Below are 25055 nucleotides of genomic sequence, written 5' to 3' on the forward strand. Positions count from 1 at the left end.
TATGAAAAGATATATAAATTTAATGCGAATATGCGCTTTGAACTGAATCAACATACTTTGAAAAGGGTGTACCCAAATAAAAAATATCAAATGTTGAATGCGAAAAGTATTGTCGAACAAGTGCTGCCTTTAATGACAGAAATGGTTGCGTACATTTATCGTGTCGGTCGTCCAGTTGTCATGTCACTCACAGGCGGCTTTGATTCGAGAGTGTCTCTTGCTCTATTGAAAAACAAGTTACCGCATACGTTATTTTTTACATATTTAAAGACGGATGAAAAGAAAATCACAGGTGCGCAAAAGAAAATTTATGATTCAGATCAAAAAGTGGTTTACTTTCTCGTTAATCAACTGAACTTGAAGCATCTTTTTTTCAACATTGATCAGCGCGAGGGGGTTCAAGTAGTGGATGATTTATATGCGAATTATGAATCTGAGCATTCTATAGAGATCGTCCATTATTATAGTCAAGATGTAAAGTTTCAAAATGTTTCACATGTGAAGTCGTCGTTATTTGAACTTGCAAAAGGAATAAGACCTAGCGCATTGGAAGAGCAAGGAGTTGCTATCGAGGCATATGTCCCATATATAAAAAAATGGTCTCCTATCAATCAGACATCATGGATTCAACAGGTATTCACACAATTTATTGAAAGAAACGAAATCAATTTTTGTTTGGATAAAGGATACCACCTCTATGATGTCTTATATCTCGAGTCTAGGATGAATGGTTGGCATAGTGCAATTATTCAAGAAAGTGATCCTTACATGGAAGTATATAACTTCATCAATTGTAGATTTATTTTGTTTCGTTTGATGGAAATGGATTATGAAGAGCGAAAGACACACGTATTTCATAAGGCAATCATTGACGAGTGTTGGCCGTTACTCCACTTTTTTGGATTTAATACAGACCAAAATTTATATGACCAATATCAAAGTTTAAAAAAGCAACTTAAAACAGTTGAAAATCATCAAAAGCCAATACATGGCACAAAATTAAATTACGAAACACAAGATTTTAGTAAAATAGCGCAACAGCAAAGCATTCGTTTTAAATTGAATCAGCAAAAATTTATCGCACATCAAATCTACTGTTTAAACATTTTGAACCCGTGTGATAATGCAGTTTCTATCTCTATCCGTACTTTTTATCAAAACAATAAAGGTAGAGGACACATTTTTATGACAATCGATCATGTGAAATACGATATTGTGGATTTAGGATATGAAAGCATAGAGAAAACATTGTCTCCGCATTCATATTTATCAATTGAACTTCAATCTACGAAAGATATCGAAAAATCTTCCTGGATAGAAGCGGCTAAATTTCAAATCACAGAATCTAATTCGAATAAGAAGGTTATAGAATGAGAGCAATCATAGAGATTTACAAAGAGCAAGTCATGAATTTACCTAAAATTTTTAAATTAGCGATTTATAACATGAAAAGTCAATATGCCAACCACTATTTAGGTATCTTTTGGAACATTTTGCAGCCGGTGCTCCAAGTGACCATTTACTATATTGTTTTTGGATTAGGGTTAAGGGGGAGTTCTAGCTCAATCATGGGCGTGCCTTTTATTGTCCATCTGGTTTCAGGTTTATTTCCTTGGCTTTTTATATCACAAGGGATCAACGCGGGTGCTTCAGCAATTCAAAAGAATATTGGTTTATTAGCTAAGATGAAGTTTCCTTCTTCTATTTTTATATCGATTGCACTTACCAATAATATGATCAATTTAATGATTACAACAAGTATCGTATTTGTCATTTCATTCGTGAATCATTATGTTCCATGGTGGCACTATTTTTGGTTTATTTATTTCTTAATCGGCGCTTTTTCAATTATTTTCGGTATTTCTTTAATTATGAGCACATTGACTGTCATTGTTAGAGATACAAAAAACTTATTGCAAAACGTCGTTCGTATGCTCTTCTTTTTGACACCAGTATTTTGGGTGTTAGAAGAACAACACGGCATTTTAGCAAAGTTAGCCAGCTTAAATCCTTTCGCATATCTCGTTGGCGTTTATCGCACAGCATTCATACATCACCAAACAGCTGTCTATGGTACGTGGTCTGATCATATTTATTTTTGGATGACGACTTTTTTACTGATTTTAATTGGCTCAGTTATACACATAAAATTCAGAAAAAGAATTCTAGATTATATATAGGGGCTTAAAATATGAAATCTAAAAAACTATTAATGATTACACAAAACTTTTATCCGGAATTAGGCTCAGCAGCAAATCGTATGAAAATGTTGTTTAAACACTTCACTCAAGAAGGTGTCGTCACCCACGTATTGACAACAGAACCTTCATATCCTAATCATGAGTTGTATCAAAATCAATACTATTTTGATGATGACATGATAAATCGTTATGAAAACGAGAGCATTGTCCGCATGAAAATGCTTTGTGAAAAACAAAATAAAAATCTCCTCGCACGGTTAATGTACTATGTCGAGCAATATATAAGGGTAAGACATTATATTTACAAACATAAAAATGATTACGATTATATTTATGTTACGAGTCCAAATATTTTTATTGCTTGGGCGACTTTGTTTATGAAAAAAGCGAAGAGACCTACTTATATTTTAGAAGTTCGAGATTTATGGCCAGATAGTGTGAATGGGATTAAAGGGGTAAACCTTAAATTGACTTGGCCATTGCTTAAACGATTGGAGAAATTGATGTATCAGCGTGCGGATAAAATTGTCATTAATAATAAAGGATTTCAGGAACATATTCAACGTATGTTAAGCAAGGACAAACAGATTCAATATATTCCTAATTCAGTGAGTGAGGAAGAACGTTTCACGGAAGAGAAATTTAACGCGTTTCATGTGATTTACACTGGCAATATCGGATACGCGCAAGATGTCGAACATTTAATCGAATTGTTTGAAGGACTTAATGATAATCAAGTGTATAGTACAGCGATTGTGTATGGGGTAAAAGCACCGAAATTTAGGCAGGCAGTTCAACATTTAGAGTATGTGACACTTAAACCAGTGATGAGTCGTGAACAATGTCTTAAAGAAATTTCTAAACATCACATTGCGCTATCGATTTTGAATGATGATGAAATATTTTTAAATGTGTTGCCCGGAAAAATTGTGGATGCAATAGGGGTAAATACGCTCCCTGTTACAAATATTGGTGGAAAAATGGCTGAGGACATCAATATGTTTCAAATCGGTTTTGCGGAAAAGAATGCGACACCCAAAGTATTATTAGAAAAAATTTTAAAGTATAGAGATCATCCTTCATATTTTGAAACACAGTTAAAAAATGCGAGACAGTATCGAGACCAATTTTTAAACTGGGAAAAGAATATTAAAACTTTAATGAGCTTTCTTAAGGGGTGAATCATATGTCAGCAACGCAATATAATGTCATCTGTGAAAATGTGACTAAAATTTATGATTTAAATCGGAGTAAAAAAGACAAATTGCTTTCTTTATTCACTTTGGGTAAATCTTATTCGTTCAAACCATATTATGCACTGAAAGATGTGAGTTTCAAAGTAGAGCGGGGGACTTCTGTCGGTATTATAGGATTAAATGGCTCAGGAAAGTCTACGTTGTCTAATATTTTGGGGGAAGTCGTGATGCCAACATACGGAGAAGTCCATACAGAGGGGAAACCTTCTCTTATTGCGATTGGTGCGGGCCTTAACCCTGCATTTACAGGTGAAGAAAACATACGTTACAAATGTTTGATGCATGGGATGTCTACAAAAGAGATCAATGAAAAGTTTGATGACATTGTGAAATTTAGTGAATTAGATGAATTTATCTACCAACCGCTTAAATCCTATTCTAGTGGGATGAAATCGAGATTAGGTTTTTCTATTGCGATTCATACGGATCCTGATATTCTCATTGTGGACGAGGCGTTATCAGTCGGTGATGAAACATTTTCGAATAAATGTATTGAACGTATGAAAGCATTTCAGGAGGAAGGAAAAACAATCTTTTTTGTGTCTCATTCTGCCAGTCAAATTCGAAAGATGTGTGATAAAGCACTGTGGATTCATTACGGTCAAATGGTCGCATATGATGATGTCAATTCAGTGATCAAGCGCTATAATGCACTTGTTCAAAAAATAAAACACATGCCTAAATCAGAACAAGTAGCGTATAAGAAAAAGAAGTTAAAACAACAACAAGTGGGTGATTGTAATGCGTCAACCCTATCACAACACCAAGATGTCTCCTTAATGACGCATGGATTAATAAGTATTACGTTAGTCGGTTGGTTCGTTGCATTGTATTTTCAATTAATCGGTTAGGAAATGGGGGACTTCAATGATTCAATTCAATTACGATACATTAACGCTAGAGGATTTGTTAAATGCGAATAATCAAAAAGTCAAACTTAATGTAGATGGTATTGATTTTTATATCTTTGTTCATATCAAACCCAATACGGATCGACTCCTCGTGCATTCCAATGGTGCAATTGACAAAAACAAAGCAGAACCACCCGTGTTTTTGAGAAAGAGTTGGCGAGATGATTTTGATGCGCATTGTCTGTTTATAGATGATCGTACGATACATGATAGCCCTCTCAGCTTAGGATGGGGATTAGGGACTAAAGATCGATTCTATATTGAAGATTATGCCCGAATTAGCCAAAAAGTGAGTCGACTGTTAAATGTAGAGGATCATCAAGTGACTTATTATGGAAGTTCAGGTGGTGGATTTATTTCAATGATGTTGGCGATTCATCATCAAAATTCTCGAGCCATTGTCAACAATCCACAAGCCTATGTACATCGGTATAGTCGCAACCATGTATTAAAGGCCTATCAATTTGTATTTGGAGATATGGCGTTTAATGACGTGAATCAAATGTTTGCCAATCGTGTCTCCGTTACCAGTCTTATGAAAAAAAATAACTATATCCCTGAAATACTCTATATTCAAAATCGTTTGAGTCACAGAGATATGGAAGATCATGTCATGCCTTTTATGCAAATGTTAGACAAATACAAGCTCGACAGTTCTCGCATAAATTTTCTATTGTATAACGATAAAAAATCAGGACATAACCCACTACCTAAAGATAAAACGGTGGAATTAGTTAATTTATTCATGAAGCGGCAGTTGAATGTTTATTAATAATTACTTTTGCGTAGCAATCATATCAAGGGAGATGACAAAGTGAAAAAAGTAGCGATGTTCGTGTGGAATCATTTCACCAACGATGCACGGGTCAATCGAGAATGTACGGCACTCGCTGAAGCGGGATATGATGTCGATTTAATTGCGATTAATGACCCTAAAAATAAAGATATACAAGCATTTGAACAACGAGAAAATCATTTTCGTGTTCATCGTGTCAGACGCTATCCTTTTTTAATTCAAGCGTATGCAGATTACGGGAAAAAGTTTCTCATCGTCATCGGTGGGCTCTCTTTCACAATTGCAGCAGGGCTATTTTATCTCAATTTAAAGTTGATGTTAAGCTATGCCATGTTGTTAGTGACTGCATTCGCGATAATGAAAGTGAAAAAAATACGTAAATGGGTGGTTAATAGTGCCATTATAGCGCGTATGATTGTGAAAGGTTATATGATGAAAGCAGATATTTATCATGCAAATGACTTGAATACGTTACCTCAAGGGATTGTGTGTTCAAAATTGCGTCTCAAACCCAAGCTGCTCGTCTACGATAGTCATGAAGTACAATCCGATCGTACCGGCTACAATTCAGAGCGTATTAAGAAAATAGAACGCTTTTTGTTACGCTTTGTCGATACGATGATGGTTGAAAATCATACACGCGCAAAGCATAATGAACAATTGTATGGCTTTTATCCGCAACCTTTATACAATTATTCCGCGTTATACGATATTGAAAAACAACCGCATATGAATGTGCATGCTAAGTTAGGCATCCCAGCTGATGAAAAAATTTTACTCTATCAAGGTGGATTGCAACAAGGTCGAGGCTTAGAAAAGTTGATTGAAGCAATGCCGATGATTGATGAAGGGGTGCTTGTTTTTGTCGGGGGCGGAAAGCTTACAAATACACTGAAAGCCCAAGCACAGGCCTCACCAGCAAGCGACCGTATCTACTTTTTAGACAAAGTGCCGTTTGAACAATTGCCAAGTATTACGCGAGAGGCATTCGTCGGCTTTCAAGTGTTACAAAATATTTGTTTTAACCATTATTCTGCAAGCTCGAATAAACTGTTCGAATATATCATGGCGCACGTGCCTGTCATCTCATGCGACTTTCCAGAAATTCAACGTGTCGTGGAAGACAACCAGGTGGGGATTGCGACTGACACCCATGTAAGTGAAAACATTGCGCAAGCGGTGAACCATTTGCTGCGTCATCCTGAAGATTATGAACGTTATCGTGCGAATACGCGTCGTACGAAAATGATTTATAATTGGCAAAATGAAAAACAAAAATTATTAAACGTGTACAACACACTTGGTGATAAAGTTTCATATATAGGGAAAATACAGCCTCAAATGAAATGATTGACTCAAACTTTTGACCGATATTGAAATTTATTTGATATGAATATGTCTTAATATCCATTTAATGGGGTATATCAATTGTAAATAATCATATCGGAGGTTTTTATATATGAAATTTAAAATGTTGTCTTTATTATTAGCATCAGGTATCGTCTTAGCAGCTTGTGGTAACGACGATGATGATGACCAAAAAAATACGAGCAACACAGATAACAACACAAAAACGGAACAAACGACTGATAACAATCAAAATAGTGATGACAATGATCGTGATGACAGCGATGATCAAAACACAAATCAAAACGTTAAAGGTCAAACGATGGATGTTAAAGATGTAAAAACAACACCTGAAGACGCCATTAAAACAGCGAAATCGTCATTTGATGGTGACGTGAAACAAGTGGAATACAAAAAAGAAAATGGTCAATGGGTATATGACATTGATTTAAGAAGCAACAATGAAGAAGCAGAAGTCAAAGTATCTGATAAAGATAATAAAGTGTTGAATACAGACAAAGAAAAAGAAATGGACAACGATGATGACAAAACGATTAATTATGCAGATGCCATTGATTTTAAAGAAGCTGTGAAAAAAGCACAAGATCAACAACAAGGTGACTTGAAAAAATGGTCATTAGATTATGATGACGGTCAATTTGTATACAACATCGAATTACTGACGGATAACGGCGAACAAGAATTAGTACTCGATGCGAAATCGGGTAAAGTATTACAACAAGAAAATGATTAATCTGTTATAAAAAAGGAAGGGAATAGGACATAAATATTTTTGATGCTGTGGATGCAGTACTTTGTTTAACTTGCCCTCCCGCTATGAATTGTATTTTTGATTGCCCTCATGGCTTCGCGTTCTTAAGGGCTGGCCCTTCAACTAACTAACGCTTGATTAAACTGTTACATTTGTTGAAGCGTTAGTGGATTTTCCGGACCAGCTGATTCCTCAAGAGTCTCAGCCTTCTGGCAATCTAACTCCAAATACAGGAAGTAGGGGCAAGTTTCTGATATGAAGACAATCCATAGCATCAACTTTTCATGTCAAACTCTTCCTCATTTTCGTCGTTATTATCATCAACTGTAGATATAGCTCCACGATAAATAGGACTGGGAAAACTTAATGTCTCGGACCCTTTTATATGGAGTATTTCTATGGACAATATTGTAACATTTCGAGAAAGGCAGCTTGAAAGTCTTCAGCTTGAATATCCATGAGTACGTGTGTTGAACTGTCTGTTACGTTAAAGTCAACAAATGTTGCGCCACGTGCATGGGTACCACTTAATTCTACCTCTACTTGAGCAGGACGTACTGTAAATAAATCGGGATAACATAAATACATCATTGTATAGGCATCATAAACGTTTAAGCCATCTAAAAATGATTCACCTCGATAATGTTGGAACAGATGATACAACATATGACCAGTTTGATTCATGTCCTTTATTTTTGGTAATAAGGTGTGAGGTAAGTTGGATGCACGTGCAATATCCAGTCCTGCCATGACAATAGGTATACCAGATTGAAAGACGATATGTGCGGCTTCTGGATCTGCATAGACGTTAAATTCTGCGGCAGGGGTAATATTCCCTGGTCCAGCACTCCCACCCATTAACACGATTTGATGAATATATGTATGCACTTCGGAATACATTTTCAAAAGTAACGCGATATTTGTGAGCGGTCCAATCGGCACTAACGTCATCGGTGTCGTTGATTGAAGGAGTAGGTCTTTCATTGTCTCCACACTATTATTTGAAATGAGTGGTGTCGTAGGTTCATCAAATGCATAACCTGCCATACCGCTTTCGCCATGAACATGAGGGGCGTGGACCGGCTTTTGTATAAGTGGTGACGCTGCGCCTGATGCAACGGGTACACGGGCATGAAAATATTCAATTAATTGTTGGGCATTCCTCGTTGTTAAATGGAGTGGGACATTACCATGCACAGTGGATATCAGTTGTACGTCAAGTTGTGGATGATGAAGTGCCAGACTGATTGCAGCTGCATCATCAATGCCAGGATCTGTATCAATAATGATTGGGATAGACATTTTATTAAAACCTCCTTTTAAATCTATAGTAAGACTTTGTTTGATATCATTCAACTTGGAGGAAAAGTGATTAAAGTATAAAAGGGGATGCCGCAATATCAATAGGGTGTAAAAGAATAAATAAAAAAGCACTAACACATCACGTGTTAGTGCTTTTTTGTCATGGGTTAAATGTGTGAACCATGACCGCCTTGCATTACCCAGTATGTTCCGATAACTGTAATCAATGTAATGATAATCGCGAAGATAACTTTTGCAAGTTGAACACGACCATCTTTACCTTCAGTTAAGTGCATGAACATTAAGAGTTGTAAAAACGCTTGGATAAATGCAAATCCGAAAATAATTGTTACTTTTGCATGAAATGACAATGATGTATATAGAGTCACGAAAACAGCGAGTAAAGTTAAAATAATTGAGGCGATAAAGCCTATTGTATGTTTTACAATTGTATTCATCCGCTATACACCATCCCTATCATATACACTGCTGTGAAGATGAAAATCCACACAACGTCTAAGAAGTGCCAGTATAAACTTACAATAAATAATTTTGGTGCATTATATTTTGTAAGTCCGCGAGTGGCAACTTGGATTAATAAACAAATAATCCAGAAGATACCAACTGTAACGTGAGCACCGTGCGTTCCTAAAAGAATGAAGAAACTTGACCAATAAGATGCAAGTTGTGGCGTAGCACCTTCATGCGCATAGTGACTGAATTCGAAAATTTCAAAGCCAACGAATCCCATACCTAAAATAATTGTAATAATCATCCAAATTAATAACAATTTCTTGTTCTCTTTACGCATGTAGTAAATTGCAATACCACAAGTGTAAGAACTTGCTAAAAGTAGGAATGTCATGATTAATACAAGTGGTAATTCAAATAATTCAGTTGTTAACATACCACCATAGCTACCGCCGTGTTGGAGGGTTAACAATGTTGCGAAAAGTGTACCAAAAAGTGCGAATTCAGCTGTAAGGAAGATCCAGAAACCGAGTTTGTTTAAATCGCCTTCATGTGTACGAGCATCAATTGTATTCACATTTTCATTACTCATGATTCATAGCCTCCCTTTCTTTTTGGCGAGCTTTTCTCAAGCGCGCTTCAGTTTCAGCTACTTCACTTGCAGGGATGTGGTAACCGTGATCTTGTTGGAAACTTCTCCAAATCATTAAACCGAAGACACCAGCTAATGCAAGAATCGCAGGTAATAATGTTTCGAATACTAAGAAGAAACCACCGATGAAGAAACAGATACCCATCCAGAAACCGATGTGTGTATTGTTCGGCATGTGAATGTCGCTGTAATTATGATTGTCAAGATAGTGTCTACCTTGCTTTTTCATTTCAACAAATGTATCAATGTCATCCCAATCTGGTGTGATTGCGAAGTTGTATTTAGGTGGGATTGCAGATGCAGTAGACCACTCTAAACCACGACCTAAACCGTTCCAGTTGTCACCAGTTGCTTCACGTGGTGCTTTGAGGTGACTGTAAACAATGTTACCTACAAAGATTAAGAACCCAATAGACATCATTGCAGCACCGATTGAAGAAATCACATTTAACAAGAACCAACCATCTTCTGGCATGTAAGTGTATAAACGACGTGGCATACCATCAAGACCAAGAATGAATTGTGGTAAGAATGTCACGTTGAAACCAATCATGAAGATCCAGAAGAACCATTTGTTTGGTTTTTCGAATAATTTGTAACCCATAGCTTTTGGATACCAGAAAATCATAGCTGCGAAACATGCAAATACAACACCGGCAACAATTGTGTAGTGGAAGTGTGCCACTAAGAAATATGTGTTGTGGTATTGGAAGTCTGCAGATGCCATCGCAAGCATAACCCCAGTAACCCCACCAATTGTAAAGTTAGGAATAAACGCTAATGAGAATAACATTGGCGATTCAAAAGAAATACGTCCTTTGTGTAGTGTAAATAACCAGTTAAAGATTTTTACACCTGTTGGCACAGCAATCAACATTGTTGTGATTGAGAAGAATGAGTTAACTAATGCACCATTACCCATTGTATAGAAATGGTGAACCCAAACTAAGAAACTCAAGAATGCGATACCTGCTGTTGCCCACACCATGCTTTGGTGTCCGAATAATCGTTTACGTGCAAATGTTGGAATAATTTCTGAATAAATACCGAATGCTGGAAGGACAAGGATGTATACTTCAGGGTGCCCCCATACCCAGAAGAAGTTTGCCCATAACATCGGCATACCGCCATTAGCTACTGTGAAGAATGCAGTATCAAACACTCTATCAACAGTCATTAATGCAAGTGCTACAGTTAACACTGGGAATGCCAAGATGATGATTAACATTGTAATAAATGTTGTCACAACGAACATTGGCATTTGCATAAATGTCATACTTGGTGTCTTTAGACGAATGATTGTTACAAAGAAGTTCACACCCGTTGCTAAAGTACCAATACCTGCGATCTGAATGGCAATTAAGTAATAGTTGACACCAGGTCCAGGACTGAATTCACCGGCAAGTGGTGCATAGTTTGTCCAACCAGCAGCTGGTGAACCACCAACGATGAATGAAAGGTTAAATAAAAGCATACCCGCTACGAACAACCAAAAGCTAATGTTGTTCAATACTGGGAAAGCAACGTCACGTGCACCGATTTGTAATGGGATAATGATGTTCATTAAACCAATTACAAGTGGCATTGCCATGAAGATAATCATGATGACACCGTGCGTTGAGAAAATTTCGTTGTAGTGATTTGACTCTAAGAATGGGTTGTCTGGAACTGTTAATTGAATACGTAATAGAATTGCATCAATACCACCACGTACGAACATTAATACAGCACAGATAAGGTACATCAAACCGATTTTTTTGTGGTCGACTGACATGAACCATTCCTTATATAAATATCCCCAGAGCTTAAAGTAAGTAATGGCTGCAATGACACCGATAACTAAGAAAGGTGCACTGATTTGAGCCAATGTAATCATCCAGTTACCTTTTACAATAAGCTCATTCCATGGAAAGTCCATCATTAATGTCCACCTCCACTTTTATGATCTTTGTGTGCCTCAGCGTCTTTGGCACCTTCATGCATTGATTCCATTTCGTCCATAGTATGTTTTTGCTCTTTGACGAACTCATTATTATATGGTTCATCATTTTTAAGAATTGCTGCTTTCATACCATGACGTTCGTAGTTGGCATTCGTAATACGTGGTTTACGCGCTGGCTTATTCGGTTCGCTTAAGACACCTTCTTTATCATCATAGAAGTTGTGATCTTTTGGCGTGTAATTAAATCGATCATAAGCGTAGAAGATGTATTCTGGATCAGCCGCTGGATCAACAAATGCCATGTGTGTACCACTGAATGTTAACTCTTTGTTTTCAGTGATAGGAAGAAGTTGCTTATCAAATGTGTCCTGATCGAGTTGTTTCTTAGATTGTGATTCTTTAACCCAAGCATCATACTCTTTTTGACTCACAGCTTCAACATTAAATGTGTGACGTGAGAAACCTTCACCATTGAAGTTTGAGTTACGGCCACGATATGTACCTTCTTCATGTGCTTCATAAGTCCACTCCATAGTCATCGCAGTCATTGCATACTTTTGACCACCAAGTTGTGGAACCCAGAAACTTGTCATTGTATCCATCGCTTGAAGTTTGAATGTTACTGGACGATCAGTTGGAATTTTAATGTGGTTAACCGTCTCAATTTTTTCATCCGGATAAGCGAAGAACCATTTGTATCCACCACTTACTGCATAAATGACGATAGGGTCATCTTCAGACTTAGGTGGTTCCTCATATTGATATAAGGCTTTAACAGTTGGGATCATTAAAGCAATTAAGATAATTACAGGAATGATAAACCAAACTGTTTCGAGAAGTGCGTTGTGGTGCACCTTACCAGATTCGCGCGTATTACTATAGCGGTATTTATAAGTAAATATCGCGAATAAAATAAGTACAACAGCAACAATGGCAACCATAAAGATGATTGAATAAATGATCAAAAATCTTTGGTCGCTGGCCATTGGCCCTTTTGCGTTTAAAACTTCTACATCAGAACAGCCCGCAAGCAAAAACAATGTTCCAAATGCAAGAAGCAAAGACTTTAATTTTGACACTTTTTTTGACCTCCTAATACTACAATTGTAGGGCTTACATTAATTTTAAAATAATATGTGATATTTACAAGTGGCTTTTTAAAAAAACAATCATAAAAATTCTTAGAAACCCTTATTACTCTAGGAATGGCGCTGTTTTTGAGATTTCTTAAAATTATGTGTACATTTTGTGAAAAGTCTTAATGTTGATGTATTAATGAAGAAAAAGGGGGAAAATGATAAAAATTGCTCATGTTAACTGAAAATTCTTACGATTTAGGCACAGGGTATTTTGAATTAAAATTTAGGGAATTGACTAATAAAAGTTTGTGAAAAAAAGTGTAAAATAAAAGTGTAGGGTATGAAAGTATATAGAGCTTAATCATGAAATGGTGAGGTCTGCTCTATATACTATAAAGGGTATTGGTAAAATGTCATTTTGATACACAAGAAAAAACAATGGATAAATGGATGACTTAAAATGAAGAAACGTTATGCATTCATAATAATAGTGTTGCTAGCTACTCATTGAGCGGGGCATCTACAACTTTAATGGTACGTGATGACGTTTCGATTGCACCATCAGAATCAGTGACTTCATATTGTAGTGTATAAATTCCTTGTTTCGTTGTGTCGATATGACCATTGACCTTAATTTTATCAGTTAAGTCACCGTCTTCTTTATCGTATGCTTTGACGCCATCACAAGGATTGTAGTCCTCGCCAACTTTGATGACTAAATCTTCTACACCTTTAATAGAGGGAACAGTATTTGTTGTTGCCTCTGCATCAAGATTAGGTGATACGAGTGTCGCTGATACACCAAGTGCTGATAAAGATTGTAGTATTTTGTTCATAAAATGAGGCCCTCCATTCAACGCTACAATTTTGTAATTGTTTGATTAATTAGTATTATACATTTTTGAGCAAAATTAGCTATCCTACTATGGACCGAATTATGTTTGAAAATGGTAAGTTCATTAAATGTGTTATTGTGTTGATGTTAGCTTAGCTTATGAATGGCAGACGATACATCAATTCATATAAACTATAGTATGTAAACTTTAAACAGGAGTGATTGTCAATGTTAACGCAAGAAGAAAAAGGAATTATTTTAGAAACAGTACCGGTATTAAAAGAAAAAGGCACAGAAATAACTTCTAATTTTTATAATCGTATGTTAAACCAACACCCTGAATTACGTAACATGTTTAATCAAACGAACCAGAAAAAAGGATTCCAATCTACAGCACTCGCTCAATCTGTATTGGCTGCTGCGATGAACATTGAAGATTTGACACCGATTATGCCAGTAGTGAAAGAAATTGCATATAAACATTGTGCATTACAAGTGTTCCCAGAGCATTATCCAATTGTAGGGGAAAACTTGCTTGCCGCAATTCAAGAAGTTGTCGGTATTGATGAAAACCATCCAATCATTCAAGCTTGGGCAAAAGCGTATGGCGTCATTGCAGATGCATTTATTATGGTTGAAAAAGATATTTACGCTGGTATGGCATGGGATGGTTTTAAACCATTTAAAATCACGAAAATCGAAACAGTGACACCTGATATTAAAGCATACACAGTGACATCGGATACACAAGACTTAAGTCAATTTACACCAGGTCAATATATTACGGTAGATATCGAAAGTGAAAAACTACCATATAAAGCTAAAAGACACTATTCTATTATTGATGGGGGTAAAGACTTCTTAACATTCGGTGTCAAACGTGATGTAAGCGAAGGACATGAAGGTGAAGTATCTACGGCGTTACATGATGAATTTCATGAAGGAGATACATTATACTTATCTGCGCCAGTGGGTGGCTTCAAAATTCATAATGACGAACGTCCTCAATTATTCCTAGGTTCTGGTGTTGGTATCACACCGCTGATTTCAATGTATCGCCAAGTTGCGGGGAACGACGTCACTGCACAAATGATTCATGTTGCATCAACTGAATCGGAAGCAGCATTTGTTCCTGAACTTGAACGAATCACTGCATCAGGTAAAAACAATCACTTACACATTCATTTGAAAGATAAAGAAGGGTATTTAGAAGCAGACGAATTGAAAACGTACCTTTCAGAGGATACAGAAGTGTATGTTTGTGGTGGCACAGCATTCTTACAATCTATTCTAAAATCACTACAAACATTAGGTGTTGATCAAGATCGCATCCATTTCGAAACGTTCGTACCACGTTTAAGTGTACCTGTATAGAATTAATGTCGAGGGGGGGACATCATCATTTTTGATGCTATGGATGCAGTATTTTGTTTAACTTGCCCTCCCTATGATTTGTGGCTTCTGATTGCCCTTATGGCTTCGCGTTCCCAGGGGACTTGCCTCAACTAAATTTGGCTTGATTGAAGTTACACTGGATGGAAGCCAAATTGGATTTTCGGGAGCAGTACAGAAATCTCATGTGGAACAAAGATTTCGTCGTACTGCCCCCGCAAGGCTGACTAGACTTCTCAAAAGTACAAGCATTGAGAAGTCAGACAGCTACTGCGATAAACAGTAGCCACTATCAAAGTCAAGTGACGGTATCTTGTTTTCAACTTCATCCCTCGGGAGTCTCAGCCTCTGGGCAATCTTGCATCAAATGCAGTCACCTTGCGATGGTTTATAAAATGGAGACAACCCCATAACATCCAATGATGACGTTCCATTCATCCTCATTTTGGCTGATTGATCATCATTAATCTATATATGTCCATAAAAAGTATAGGGACTGGGATATTAAGTTTTCCCAGTCCCTATCCTACATTTGTCAAGGGTTCAATAATTAAACTTGTTCCAAAACAAAAAAGTGTGCAATGGCTTCAACCATCACACACTTCTTCTTTCTATTCAATGCCACGACGCATTTTTTCAGCAATTAACGTATTATTGAGTACCATCGTAATGGTCATTGGGCCAACGCCACCAGGCACAGGTGTAATCGCACCTGCAACTTCTTTTACTTCATCATATTCAACGTCACCTTTAAGTTTACCGTTTTCATCAGGCGTATTACCAACATCAATGACAACAGCACCCGGCTTCACGTCATCTTTGGTTACCATTCCTGGACGGCCTACAGCGCTGACAATGACATCAGCTTGTTTTAAATATTCACTAATATTTTGACTGCGAGAGTGTAAAATTGTCACTGTTGCATTTTGTTGAAGTAATAACTTCGCAACAGGTTGGCCTACAATATGACTGCGGCCGATGACAACTGCATTTTTACCTTCAAGATTAATCTCCGCATGTTTTAATAATTCCATTACGCCGAGTGGTGTACAAGGAATTAATTGTGCATTGTCTAAGTATAAGCGCCCGATATTGATAGGGTGAAAACCATCCACATCTTTATCTGAATCAATCGCATCAAGTACCTTTTGTTCGTCGATATGTTTCGGTAGAGGGACTTGAACTAAAATACCACTCACAGAATCGTCTTGGTTCAACCGGTCTAATTCTTTTAAAACATCTTCTTCTGAAGTACTTTCCTCTAAATGAATCACTTCTGAAATCATACCAATGTTTTCAGCTGCTTTCTTTTTAGAACGTACATAGCTTTGGCTTGCCCCGTCATTTCCGACTATAATAACCGAAAGTTTCGGTGTATAGCCTTGTTCTTTCAATTTTTCTACTTCATCTTGTAAACCTTGACGATAATCTTTCGCAATTTGCTTACCATCTAAAATCTTTGCACTCATAAAATATTAGCCTCCTCGGAATAATTCGAACGTTAACGAATGATTGCAATTTGATTATACCAAAAATGAACCGAAATACGAAATATAGATGTTAAAAAAGTATTAAAGTTCGATTTTTGCGTTGAAAAAACAATTTAAGCTTGTTATGCTATACCTGTAATATACAACTATTAAGATTAGTATTTCAAATTTTTGAAAGGGTGTTCATTGTGAAAGTAGCAGTCATTATGGGGAGTTCTTCAGACTGGCATGTCATGAAAGAAGCATGTGCCATGTTAGAAGCATTTAACATTCCGTATGATCAAAAAGTCGTATCTGCACATCGTACGCCACATATGATGGTCGATTTTGCAACAAATGCGCGTAGCAATGGTTATAGTGCCATTATTGCTGGTGCAGGGGGGGCCGCCCATTTACCAGGTATGGTCGCGTCGATGACAACTTTGCCTGTCATTGGTGTACCGATTGAGTCAAAAAGTTTAAAAGGGCTAGATTCTTTGCTTTCAATTGTTCAAATGCCGGGTGGGATACCCGTTGCGACGACAGCTATTGGTCAAGCAGGCGCTAAAAACGCCGGCATTTTAGCTGCAAGAATGATAGGGATGACAGATCAAGAAGTACAAAGCAAACTTGAAGCATACGAACAATCTCTTGTTGAGAAAGTGGAGGCGATGCAAAATGACCTTCGATAAGTTGAAGATAGGTCAGACTGTCGGTATTATCGGCGGCGGACAATTGGGAAAAATGATGGCACAGTCCGCACAAAAAATGGGATTTAGAGTTGTTGTATTAGACCCTGACGAGACGTGTCCATGTCGTTACGTTGCACATGAATTCATTCACGCTGCCTACGATGACATGCCGGCATTAGAGCGCCTTGGTGAGATGTCGGATGTCATTACGTACGAATTTGAAAACATTGCGGCAGAGCAATTACAAGCATTGGTTTCAACATATAACGTGCCACAAAGTTATCAAGCTATTCAATTGTTGCAAGACCGTTTAACAGAAAAGCAAACACTGGCCAATGCAGGGACGAAAGTGGTGCCATTTGTGCAAGTGACTTCTGAAGCAGATTTAGATGAAGCAGTGCAGACATTAGGCTTTCCGTTGATGTTGAAAACGCGTTTTGGTGGCTATGATGGCAAAGGTCAAATTCGTCTTACTTCTGAATCGCAATTAGATGAAGCGCGTGAACTGATAGCAAACCAAGAATGTGTTGCTGAAAAATTTTTAGATTTAGCAAAAGAAGTATCTTTAACTGTCACGATTGGCAACGACGGGCAAATTGTGTATTTTCCATTACAAGAAAATGAACACCGCAACCAAGTATTATTTAAAACCGTTGTACCTGCAAGAGCGAATCATGAAGAAGATGCGCGTCAAGAAGTAGATAAAATTACACGCGCCGTCCATTTTGTAGGTACATTTACAGTCGAATTTTTCATAGATCAACAAAATGAATTATACGTCAATGAAATTGCGCCACGTCCGCACAACTCAGGACATTATTCGATTGAGGCGTGTGATTATTCGCAATTTGATACACATATTTTAGCTGTAACAGGACACCGTTTACCGCAACAAATAGAACTGCTTAAACCTGCAATCATGATGAATTTGCTCGGTAAGGATTTAGATTTGTTGGAAAATGAACTTTTTGAACATCCTGAATGGCATGTCCACCTTTACGGCAAAGTTTCACGTAAACCTGAACGTAAGATGGGGCATTTAACGATTTTAACAGACGATATTGCAACAACTGAACAACAAATGGTCGCAAAATTTGAAGGGAGAGACGAATGCAAATGAGTCTTTTATATGAAGGCAAAGCGAAACGTGTTTTTTCAACAGAACAATCAGATGTATTGAGAATTGAATATAAAGATGAAGTGACAGCTGGAAATGGTGCAAAAAAAGATGCAATGACAGGTAAGGGGCGCTTAAACAATCAAATTACTTCACGTATCTTTGAATACATCAAAAATGAGGGTGTGGACAGTCATTTTATCGAGCAACTGTCTGAAACAGAACAACTTGTTAAAGCTGTCGACATTGTTCCTTTAGAAGTTGTTGTACGTAACATTGCAGCAGGTTCAATTACGAAACGTCTTGGATTTGAAAAAGGACATGTCTTCGATTATCCGTTTGTAGAGTTTTTCTATAAAAATGATGATCTCAATGACCCGCTGATTACTGATGATCATGTTAAATTATTGGGCATTGCAGATGATGCAACGATCACACAGTTGAAAGAACAAGCCTTACGTATTAACCAAGCTTTGATCAAATTAATGGATGAAATGGGCTTAGCATTAGTTGATTTTAAAATTGAATTCGGCGTTGATCGTGAAGGTCAATTGCTACTTGCCGATGAAATTTCACCAGATACATGCCGTATTTGGGATAAAGCAACACAAGAAAATTTTGACAAAGATGTTTACAGAGAAGATACAGGATCTTTAATTGATACTTACCAAACTTTCTTAAATAAATTGGAGGCACTTTAATCATGAAAACAATCGAATTACACATCACTTTACAACCACAAGTTTTAGACACACAAGGTCAAGCGTTGACTCGCGCTGTACACGACTTAGGGTATGAACAAGTTAATGATATTCGCGTCGGTAAAGTTTTATACATGACTGTAGATGAAGCAACTGATGAAGCGGTACACAATGTCGTGACAACTTTAAGTGAAAAGTTATTTGCGAATACTGTGATTGAAGAGTATAGTTACAAAGTTTTGGATGAAAAGGAGAATCAATAATATGAAGTTCGCTGTCCTTAGATTCCCAGGTTCTAACTGCGACCGTGATATGTACAATGCAGCATTGAAATCAGGTGTCGATGCGGATTATGTAGATTACCGTGAAACGTCATTAAAAGGGTACGATGGCGTATTGATTCCTGGTGGGTTCTCATTTGGTGACTACTTACGTTCAGGTGCAGTGGCAAGTGTTGCTCCGATTATTAAAGAAGTGAAAAGATTGGCTGATGAAGGAAAGCCTGTACTCGGTGTATGTAATGGTTTCCAAATTTTAACAGAAATCGGTTTATTACCAGGCGCATTATTACACAACGATTCTCACTTGTTCGTAAGCCGTAATGAACACCTTAAAATTGTGAACAATCAAACACCATTTACACAAGGTTACAGTGAAGGTGAAGAAGTGGTTTATCCGGTAGCGCATGGTGAAGGTCACTATTATTGTACTGATGAGATTTATCAAGAACTTATCGACAACAATCAAATTATCTTAAAGTATATGGACAATCCAAACGGTTCACACGATGATATTGCTGGAATTGTCAACAAAGCAGGGAATGTTTGCGGTATGATGCCACACCCAGAACGTGCATTAGAAGCCATTCTTGGTACAGACAGTGGCGTGAAATTATTTGAATCAATGGTGAATAGCTGGAGGGAACAAAATGCCTAAATTTTTAGAGCCAACTGCAGAAGAAGTCAAAGTTGAAAAATTATATCGTGACATGGGGTTAAGCGATGCAGAATTTGAAAAAGTAACTGAAATTTTAGGACGTACGCCTAATTTTACGGAAACAGGTATTTTTTCTGTCATGTGGAGTGAGCACTGTTCATACAAACATTCAAAACCATTTTTAAAACAGTTCCCGACAACAGGTGAACACGTCTTAATGGGACCTGGTGAAGGTGCAGGCGTTGTGGATATTGGTGATAACCAAGCGGTGGTATTTAAAGTAGAATCACACAACCACCCATCAGCAATCGAACCCTATCAAGGTGCTGCGACAGGGGTCGGTGGAATTATTCGAGACATCGTATCAATCGGTGCGCGCCCAATTAACTTATTGAACAGTTTACGTTTTGGTGAGCTCACTGAAAAAACAAATCGCCGTCTATTACGTGGTGTTGTAGCGGGTATCGGTGGCTACGGTAACTGTATCGGTATTCCGACAACAGCAGGTGAGATTGAATTTGACGAACGTTATGATGGGAATCCACTTGTTAATGCGATGTGTGTCGGTGTCATTGATCACGACATGATTCAAAAAGGTACCGCTAAAGGTGTTGGCAACTCTGTCATTTACGTCGGTTTAAAAACAGGACGTGACGGTATTCACGGTGCGACATTTGCGTCAGAAGAGTTAACTGAAGAAAGTGAAAGCAAACGTCCTTCTGTTCAAATTGGTGACCCATTTGTAGGTAAAAAATTAATGGAAGCCACTTTAGAAGCGATTACTTATGACGAACTTGTCGGTATTCAAGATATGGGTGCTGCTGGTTTAACATCTTCATCATCTGAAATGGCGGCAAAAGGTGGCAGTGGTATTCATCTTGAGTTGGAAAAAGTACCTGTACGTGAAGAAGGAATTTCTCCATACGAAATGATGTTATCAGAAACACAAGAACGTATGTTACTTGTCGTTAAAAAAGGTACAGAACAAAAGTTTTTAGACTTATTTGATTATCATGAATTAGACAGTGCAGTCATTGGTGAAGTGACAGATACGAACCGCTTCGTCCTCACATACGAAGGTGAAGTGTTCGCAGACATTCCTGTTGAACCTTTAGCAGATGAAGCGCCTGTTTACATTCTTGAAGGTGAACCATTACATCACGATGCAGCACCAAACCGCTATGACGATATTGATGTGAATGATGTTTTCGACCGTTTATTAACACATCCAACCATTGCCTCCAAACATTATTTATATGACCAATACGATCAACAAGTGGGTGCAAACACGATTGTGAAACCAGGTTTACAAGCTTCTGTTGTCCGTGTAGAAGGTACAAATAAAGCCATCGCATCAACGATTGACGGAGAAGCACGTTACGTATTTAACGACCCATATGAAGGTGGCAAAATGGTTGTAGCTGAAGCATACCGTAACTTAATTGCTGTCGGTGCAAAACCGTTAGCGATGACGGACTGTTTAAACTATGGTTCTCCAGAGAAAAAACATATTTATCAACAATTGACAGATTCAACACGTGGTATGGCCGAAGCATGTGAAGCACTTGAAACGCCTGTCGTATCAGGTAACGTATCACTTTACAATGAAACATGTACATCTTCTATTTTCCCAACACCAGTCGTTGGTATGGTGGGCTTAATTGAAGATATCGATTTCTTAAAAACGTATCAACCGTCTGTAGGTGACACACTTTATGTCATTGGTGAAACGACAGACAGTTATGGTGGTAGTCAAATCGAAAAATTACTATATAGCGATGTAAACCACGAAGTAGAACAGATGGATTTATCGCAAGAAGCTGCGAAAGGTGAAGCCATTCGTGCAGCGATTCGTGAAGGTGTCATTTCACATACACAAACAGTGGGTAAAGGTGGTCTTGCTATCACACTTGCTAAAATTAGTGCGCACTACAGCTTAGGTATTGATGCAGAAGTGAACTTAACTAATGCACAATTATTCAGTGAAACACAAGGTCGCTATATCGTTGCAGTGAAAGCAGGCCAAACACTTAATATTGAAGGTGCTACACGTATTGGTACATTGACGGATACCGATGATTTCAAAGTAGTAGCCAAAGACAGTGTCATTGAACGTCGTACATCAGAACTTAAACGTGAATGGGAAGGGGCTATTGAGTCATGTATGACATCCGTGGACTAAACGAAGAATGCGGTGTTTTCGGCATCTGGAACCATCCTCATGCAGCCTATTTGACTTATATGGCATTACACAGTTTGCAACATCGTGGTCAAGAAGGCGCAGGGATTGTGTGCTCAAACGGTGAACAACTTTTTGGTGCACGTGGTATGGGATTGCTTACTGAGGCAATTTCACAACAACAATTGGATTCATTACAAGGTTATCCGAATGCAATTGGTCATGTGCGTTATGCGACAACAGGTGCAAGCGAGATTTCCAACGTGCAACCGTTCTTGTTCAAACATTCTAAAGGGGACTTAGGTTTGGCGCACAACGGAAACTTAACGAATGCGCATCAAATTCGTTTAGCCATTGAATCAACAGGCGGTATTTTCCAAACGACGAGTGACTCAGAAGTACTCGCGCATCTGTTGATTAAAGGAAAATCTGAAAATATTAAAACAAACCAAAAAGCAGCATTGAATCAAGTGAAAGGGGCATTCAGTTGTGTCATTTTAAATGAAGCACAACTGACAGCCACTCGCGATAAACGTGGTGTGCGTCCACTCATGTTAGGTCAAGTGGATGGGGCATATTGTGTTGCAAGTGAAACGTGTGCCTTTACAGCGATTGGTGCAGAATACATTCGCGATATTGAGCCAGGTGAATTGATTACCTTTTCTGGTGACAATGAAGTGGATTATGACATGTATACACAAGACATCGGTCATAAAATGTGTTCTATGGAATATGTCTACTTTGCACGTCCAGATTCAGAATTTCATAAACACTCTATTTACAATGTACGTAAAGCGCTCGGTCGTAAATTAGCAGAAGAAATGGGCATTGATGCGGATATCGTCATCGGTGTCCCAGATTCTTCATTACAGGCAGCGAAAGGCTTTTCCGAACAAACCGGTATTCCGAATGAACAAGGGTTGTTAAAAAACCGCTACATCGGACGTACCTTTATTACACCGGATCAGTCTGTCAGAGAACGACAAGTGCGCATGAAGCATTCACCGATTCGTGACGTCATTGAAGGCAAACGTGTTGTTGTAATAGATGACTCGATTGTGCGCGGAACGACAAGTAAATATATCGTCAAAGCATTGAAATCTGCAGGTGCGAAAGAAGTGCATATGGGTATTTCTTCACCGCCATTGCAAGATCCATGTTATTACGGTATTGATGTGTCAACGCACGCAGAATTAATGGCTGCCCAACATACCGTTGAAGAAATTCGTGAGATGATCGGCGCAGATACATTGACGTATTTATCTGTAGAAGGTATGCACGAAGTATTTAGAGCACATGATTCTAAAGGTGAATGTAACGCTTGTTTCACTGGCGAATATCCAATTGAAATTGTGGACCATGAATTACCAGAAGTTAAGGAAATGAAAAGAAGAGGAGTGTAATCAATGGCTGAATCATATAAAAAAGCTGGTGTGGATATCGAAGCCGGCTATGAAGCGGTAAAACGAATGTCAAGTCACGTGGAACGTACGATGCGTAAAGAAGTACTTGGCGGCTTAGGAGGATTTGGTGCAACATTTGATTTATCACAACTCAATATGAAAGCACCGGTACTCGTTTCAGGAACTGATGGTGTCGGTACAAAATTAAAACTTGCGATTGACTATGACAAGCATGACACAATCGGTATTGATGCCGTTGCGATGTGTGTGAATGATATTTTAACGACAGGTGCAGAACCGTTATACTTTTTAGACTATATTGCAACACATAAAGTTGTGCCAGAAATTATCGAACAAATCGTTAAAGGCATTAGTGATGGTTGTGTCGAAACAAATACAGCATTAATCGGCGGCGAAACAGCTGAGATGGGCGAAATGTATCATGAAGGTGAATACGATGTCGCTGGTTTTGCTGTAGGTGCAGTTGAAAAAGAGGACTATATCGATGGTTCAAAAGTGGAAAAAGGCGACGTCATCATCGGCCTTGCTTCAAACGGCATTCATTCGAACGGTTACAGTTTAGTCCGTCGTCTCGTTACAGAATCAGGCATCGATGTGAATGATACATTTGAAGGCGAACAAAGTTTCTTAGACGTATTACTCACACCAACTGCTTTATACGTGTCACCAGTACTCGCGGTGAAAAAAGATGTTCAAATTAAAGCGATGACACATATTACAGGTGGCGGTTTTTACGAAAATATTCCAAGAGCATTACCTGAAGGCAAAACTGCAGTTGTCAATACGGCATCATTCCCAACGCCGTCTATTTTCAATTGGCTACAACAACAAGGCAACATCGACACAGATGAAATGTATCATATCTTTAACATGGGAATTGGTTTTACACTTGTCGTTGCACCTGAAGATGAAGCAACAGTTCATGAAATCTTAAAAAATGCGAATGTGGATGCATATACAATTGGTCATATTGCTGAAGAAGATGAAGCCATTCGCTTAACGGAGGCAAAATAGTGGTTAAAATTGCAATCTTTGCATCTGGTTCTGGCACGAACTTTGACAACATTATGAAGCGCGTCGAATCAGGTGAACTCGCGCATATTGAAGTCACAGCGTTGTACACTGACCAACCCGAAGCATCATGTATTCAGCTGGCACAACAACATGGCATTCCCGTACATGCTTTCGAACCACGTACTTTTGACGATAAAGCAGCGTATGAAACTGCGGTTTTGAACGGGTTAAAACATGAAGGGGTAGAATGGATTGTACTAGCAGGTTACATGCGCTTAATCGGTGAAACATTATTATCAGCGTATGAAGGGCGGATTTTGAATATTCATCCTTCATTATTGCCTAAATATAAAGGTAAAAATGCAGTAGGACAAGCGTTAAACAGCGGGGATAAAGAATCAGGTTCAACAGTCCATTATGTGGATGCAGGCATGGATACTGGCCAAATCATTGAGCAGCGTACATGTCCGATTTACGAAGACGATACACAACAATCATTAGAAGAACGTATTAAATCATTAGAGTATGAATTGTACCCAGCAGTCATTAAGAAGATTATTCGATAAG

24 protein-coding genes are annotated in these 25055 nt (G+C 38.0%); 17 read left to right on the top strand and 7 right to left on the bottom strand.

Features of this window, described 5'->3' with window-relative positions; genetic code table 11:
• The 7 genes from CD138_RS05465 to CD138_RS05495 all read left to right on the top strand — a co-directional run.
• Positions 1-1374: hypothetical protein (locus CD138_RS05465; protein WP_103265966.1), on the top strand; the 1374-nt coding region annotated here is incomplete at its 5' end.
• Positions 1371-2180 carry an ABC transporter permease gene (locus CD138_RS05470; protein ID WP_019167469.1) on the top strand — a complete coding sequence of 270 codons (810 nt, stop codon included), beginning with the start codon at positions 1371-1373 and terminating at the stop codon, positions 2178-2180. The genes CD138_RS05465 and CD138_RS05470, both read left to right, overlap by 4 nt.
• 11 nt (positions 2181-2191) lie before the next feature.
• Positions 2192-3382, top strand: coding sequence for a glycosyltransferase family 4 protein (locus tag CD138_RS05475; RefSeq protein WP_019167468.1), 1191 nt, complete (start codon positions 2192-2194; stop codon positions 3380-3382).
• Between the two features lie 5 nt (positions 3383-3387).
• A complete protein-coding gene (locus CD138_RS05480; RefSeq protein WP_019167467.1) occupies positions 3388-4308 on the top strand; it encodes an ABC transporter ATP-binding protein in 921 nt (306 codons plus the stop codon).
• 16 nt (positions 4309-4324) lie between these two features.
• Positions 4325-5140, top strand: coding sequence for a hypothetical protein (locus tag CD138_RS05485; RefSeq protein ID WP_019167466.1), 816 nt, complete (start codon positions 4325-4327; stop codon positions 5138-5140).
• Positions 5141-5182: 42 nt separating this feature from the next.
• Complete coding sequence (locus CD138_RS05490) at positions 5183-6514, top strand: glycosyltransferase (protein ID WP_019167465.1); 1332 nt, start codon at positions 5183-5185, stop codon at positions 6512-6514.
• A gap of 109 nt (positions 6515-6623) precedes the next feature.
• On the top strand, positions 6624-7265 hold the full coding sequence (locus CD138_RS05495; protein WP_019167464.1) for a PepSY domain-containing protein: 642 nt from the start codon (positions 6624-6626) through the stop codon (positions 7263-7265).
• A gap of 414 nt (positions 7266-7679) precedes the next feature.
• Here CD138_RS05495 and rihC read toward each other — a convergent pair whose 3' ends face one another.
• The 6 genes from rihC to CD138_RS05525 form a co-directional block, all read right to left on the bottom strand.
• Positions 7680-8585 carry a ribonucleoside hydrolase RihC gene (gene rihC / locus CD138_RS05500; protein ID WP_019167830.1) on the bottom strand — a complete coding sequence of 302 codons (906 nt, stop codon included), beginning with the start codon at positions 8583-8585 and terminating at the stop codon, positions 7680-7682.
• A 167-nt stretch (positions 8586-8752) separates the two neighbouring features.
• Complete coding sequence (qoxD, locus tag CD138_RS05505) at positions 8753-9043, bottom strand: cytochrome aa3 quinol oxidase subunit IV (RefSeq protein WP_019167829.1); 291 nt, start codon at positions 9041-9043, stop codon at positions 8753-8755.
• Entirely contained in the window at positions 9040-9648 is a 609-nt protein-coding gene (gene qoxC, locus CD138_RS05510) for a cytochrome aa3 quinol oxidase subunit III (RefSeq protein WP_019167828.1), read from the bottom strand. Before qoxC ends, qoxD begins: the two co-directional genes overlap by 4 nt.
• Positions 9641-11626, bottom strand: a complete 1986-nt coding sequence (gene qoxB / locus CD138_RS05515) for a cytochrome aa3 quinol oxidase subunit I (protein ID WP_026066802.1) — start codon at positions 11624-11626, stop codon at positions 9641-9643. Before qoxB ends, qoxC begins: the two co-directional genes overlap by 8 nt.
• 2 nt (positions 11627-11628) lie before the next feature.
• Entirely contained in the window at positions 11629-12729 is a 1101-nt protein-coding gene (gene qoxA / locus CD138_RS05520; RefSeq protein ID WP_019167826.1) for a cytochrome aa3 quinol oxidase subunit II, read from the bottom strand.
• A gap of 500 nt (positions 12730-13229) precedes the next feature.
• Positions 13230-13565, bottom strand: coding sequence for a DUF5011 domain-containing protein (locus tag CD138_RS05525; protein WP_019167825.1), 336 nt, complete (start codon positions 13563-13565; stop codon positions 13230-13232).
• A 227-nt stretch (positions 13566-13792) separates the two neighbouring features.
• Between CD138_RS05525 and CD138_RS05530 the strand changes: the two genes are divergently transcribed.
• Entirely contained in the window at positions 13793-14938 is a 1146-nt protein-coding gene (locus tag CD138_RS05530; RefSeq protein ID WP_019167824.1) for a globin domain-containing protein, read from the top strand.
• A 629-nt stretch (positions 14939-15567) separates the two neighbouring features.
• Here the strand turns inward: CD138_RS05530 and folD are convergent.
• Entirely contained in the window at positions 15568-16425 is an 858-nt protein-coding gene (gene folD, locus CD138_RS05535) for a bifunctional methylenetetrahydrofolate dehydrogenase/methenyltetrahydrofolate cyclohydrolase FolD (RefSeq protein WP_019167841.1), read from the bottom strand.
• A 209-nt stretch (positions 16426-16634) separates the two neighbouring features.
• Here folD and purE point away from each other — a divergent pair, with 209 nt between their 5' ends.
• Genes purE through purN form a run of 9 tightly spaced genes read left to right on the top strand, consistent with a single transcriptional unit; the run spans position 16635 to position 25054 of the window.
• Positions 16635-17117 (top strand): 5-(carboxyamino)imidazole ribonucleotide mutase, encoded by a 483-nt coding sequence (gene purE, locus CD138_RS05540; RefSeq protein WP_019167840.1) that lies wholly within the window; start codon positions 16635-16637, stop codon positions 17115-17117.
• Positions 17104-18237, top strand: coding sequence for a 5-(carboxyamino)imidazole ribonucleotide synthase (gene purK, locus CD138_RS05545; protein WP_019167839.1), 1134 nt, complete (start codon positions 17104-17106; stop codon positions 18235-18237). The genes purE and purK overlap by 14 nt, the downstream gene beginning before the upstream one ends.
• Complete coding sequence (gene purC / locus CD138_RS05550) at positions 18234-18935, top strand: phosphoribosylaminoimidazolesuccinocarboxamide synthase (RefSeq protein ID WP_026066803.1); 702 nt, start codon at positions 18234-18236, stop codon at positions 18933-18935. The genes purK and purC overlap by 4 nt, the downstream gene beginning before the upstream one ends.
• A gap of 2 nt (positions 18936-18937) precedes the next feature.
• Positions 18938-19198 (top strand): phosphoribosylformylglycinamidine synthase subunit PurS, encoded by a 261-nt coding sequence (gene purS, locus CD138_RS05555; RefSeq protein WP_014614277.1) that lies wholly within the window; start codon positions 18938-18940, stop codon positions 19196-19198.
• 1 nt (position 19199) lies between these two features.
• Positions 19200-19871: a phosphoribosylformylglycinamidine synthase I gene (gene purQ, locus CD138_RS05560; RefSeq protein WP_019167837.1), complete on the top strand. Its 672-nt coding sequence runs from the start codon at positions 19200-19202 to the stop codon at positions 19869-19871.
• Positions 19864-22053 (top strand): phosphoribosylformylglycinamidine synthase subunit PurL, encoded by a 2190-nt coding sequence (gene purL, locus CD138_RS05565; protein ID WP_019167836.1) that lies wholly within the window; start codon positions 19864-19866, stop codon positions 22051-22053. The genes purQ and purL overlap by 8 nt, the downstream gene beginning before the upstream one ends.
• Entirely contained in the window at positions 22032-23453 is a 1422-nt protein-coding gene (purF, locus tag CD138_RS05570; RefSeq protein WP_019167835.1) for an amidophosphoribosyltransferase, read from the top strand. The genes purL and purF overlap by 22 nt, the downstream gene beginning before the upstream one ends.
• A 3-nt stretch (positions 23454-23456) precedes the next feature.
• Positions 23457-24488 carry a phosphoribosylformylglycinamidine cyclo-ligase gene (gene purM, locus CD138_RS05575; RefSeq protein WP_019167834.1) on the top strand — a complete coding sequence of 344 codons (1032 nt, stop codon included), beginning with the start codon at positions 23457-23459 and terminating at the stop codon, positions 24486-24488.
• On the top strand, positions 24488-25054 hold the full coding sequence (gene purN / locus CD138_RS05580) for a phosphoribosylglycinamide formyltransferase (protein ID WP_019167833.1): 567 nt from the start codon (positions 24488-24490) through the stop codon (positions 25052-25054). Before purM ends, purN begins: the two co-directional genes overlap by 1 nt.
• The last annotated feature ends 1 nt before the right edge of the window (position 25055 follow it).

This window comes from Staphylococcus intermedius NCTC 11048, from assembly GCF_002902385.1.
GTDB classification, from domain to species: Bacteria; Bacillota; Bacilli; order Staphylococcales; family Staphylococcaceae; genus Staphylococcus; species Staphylococcus intermedius.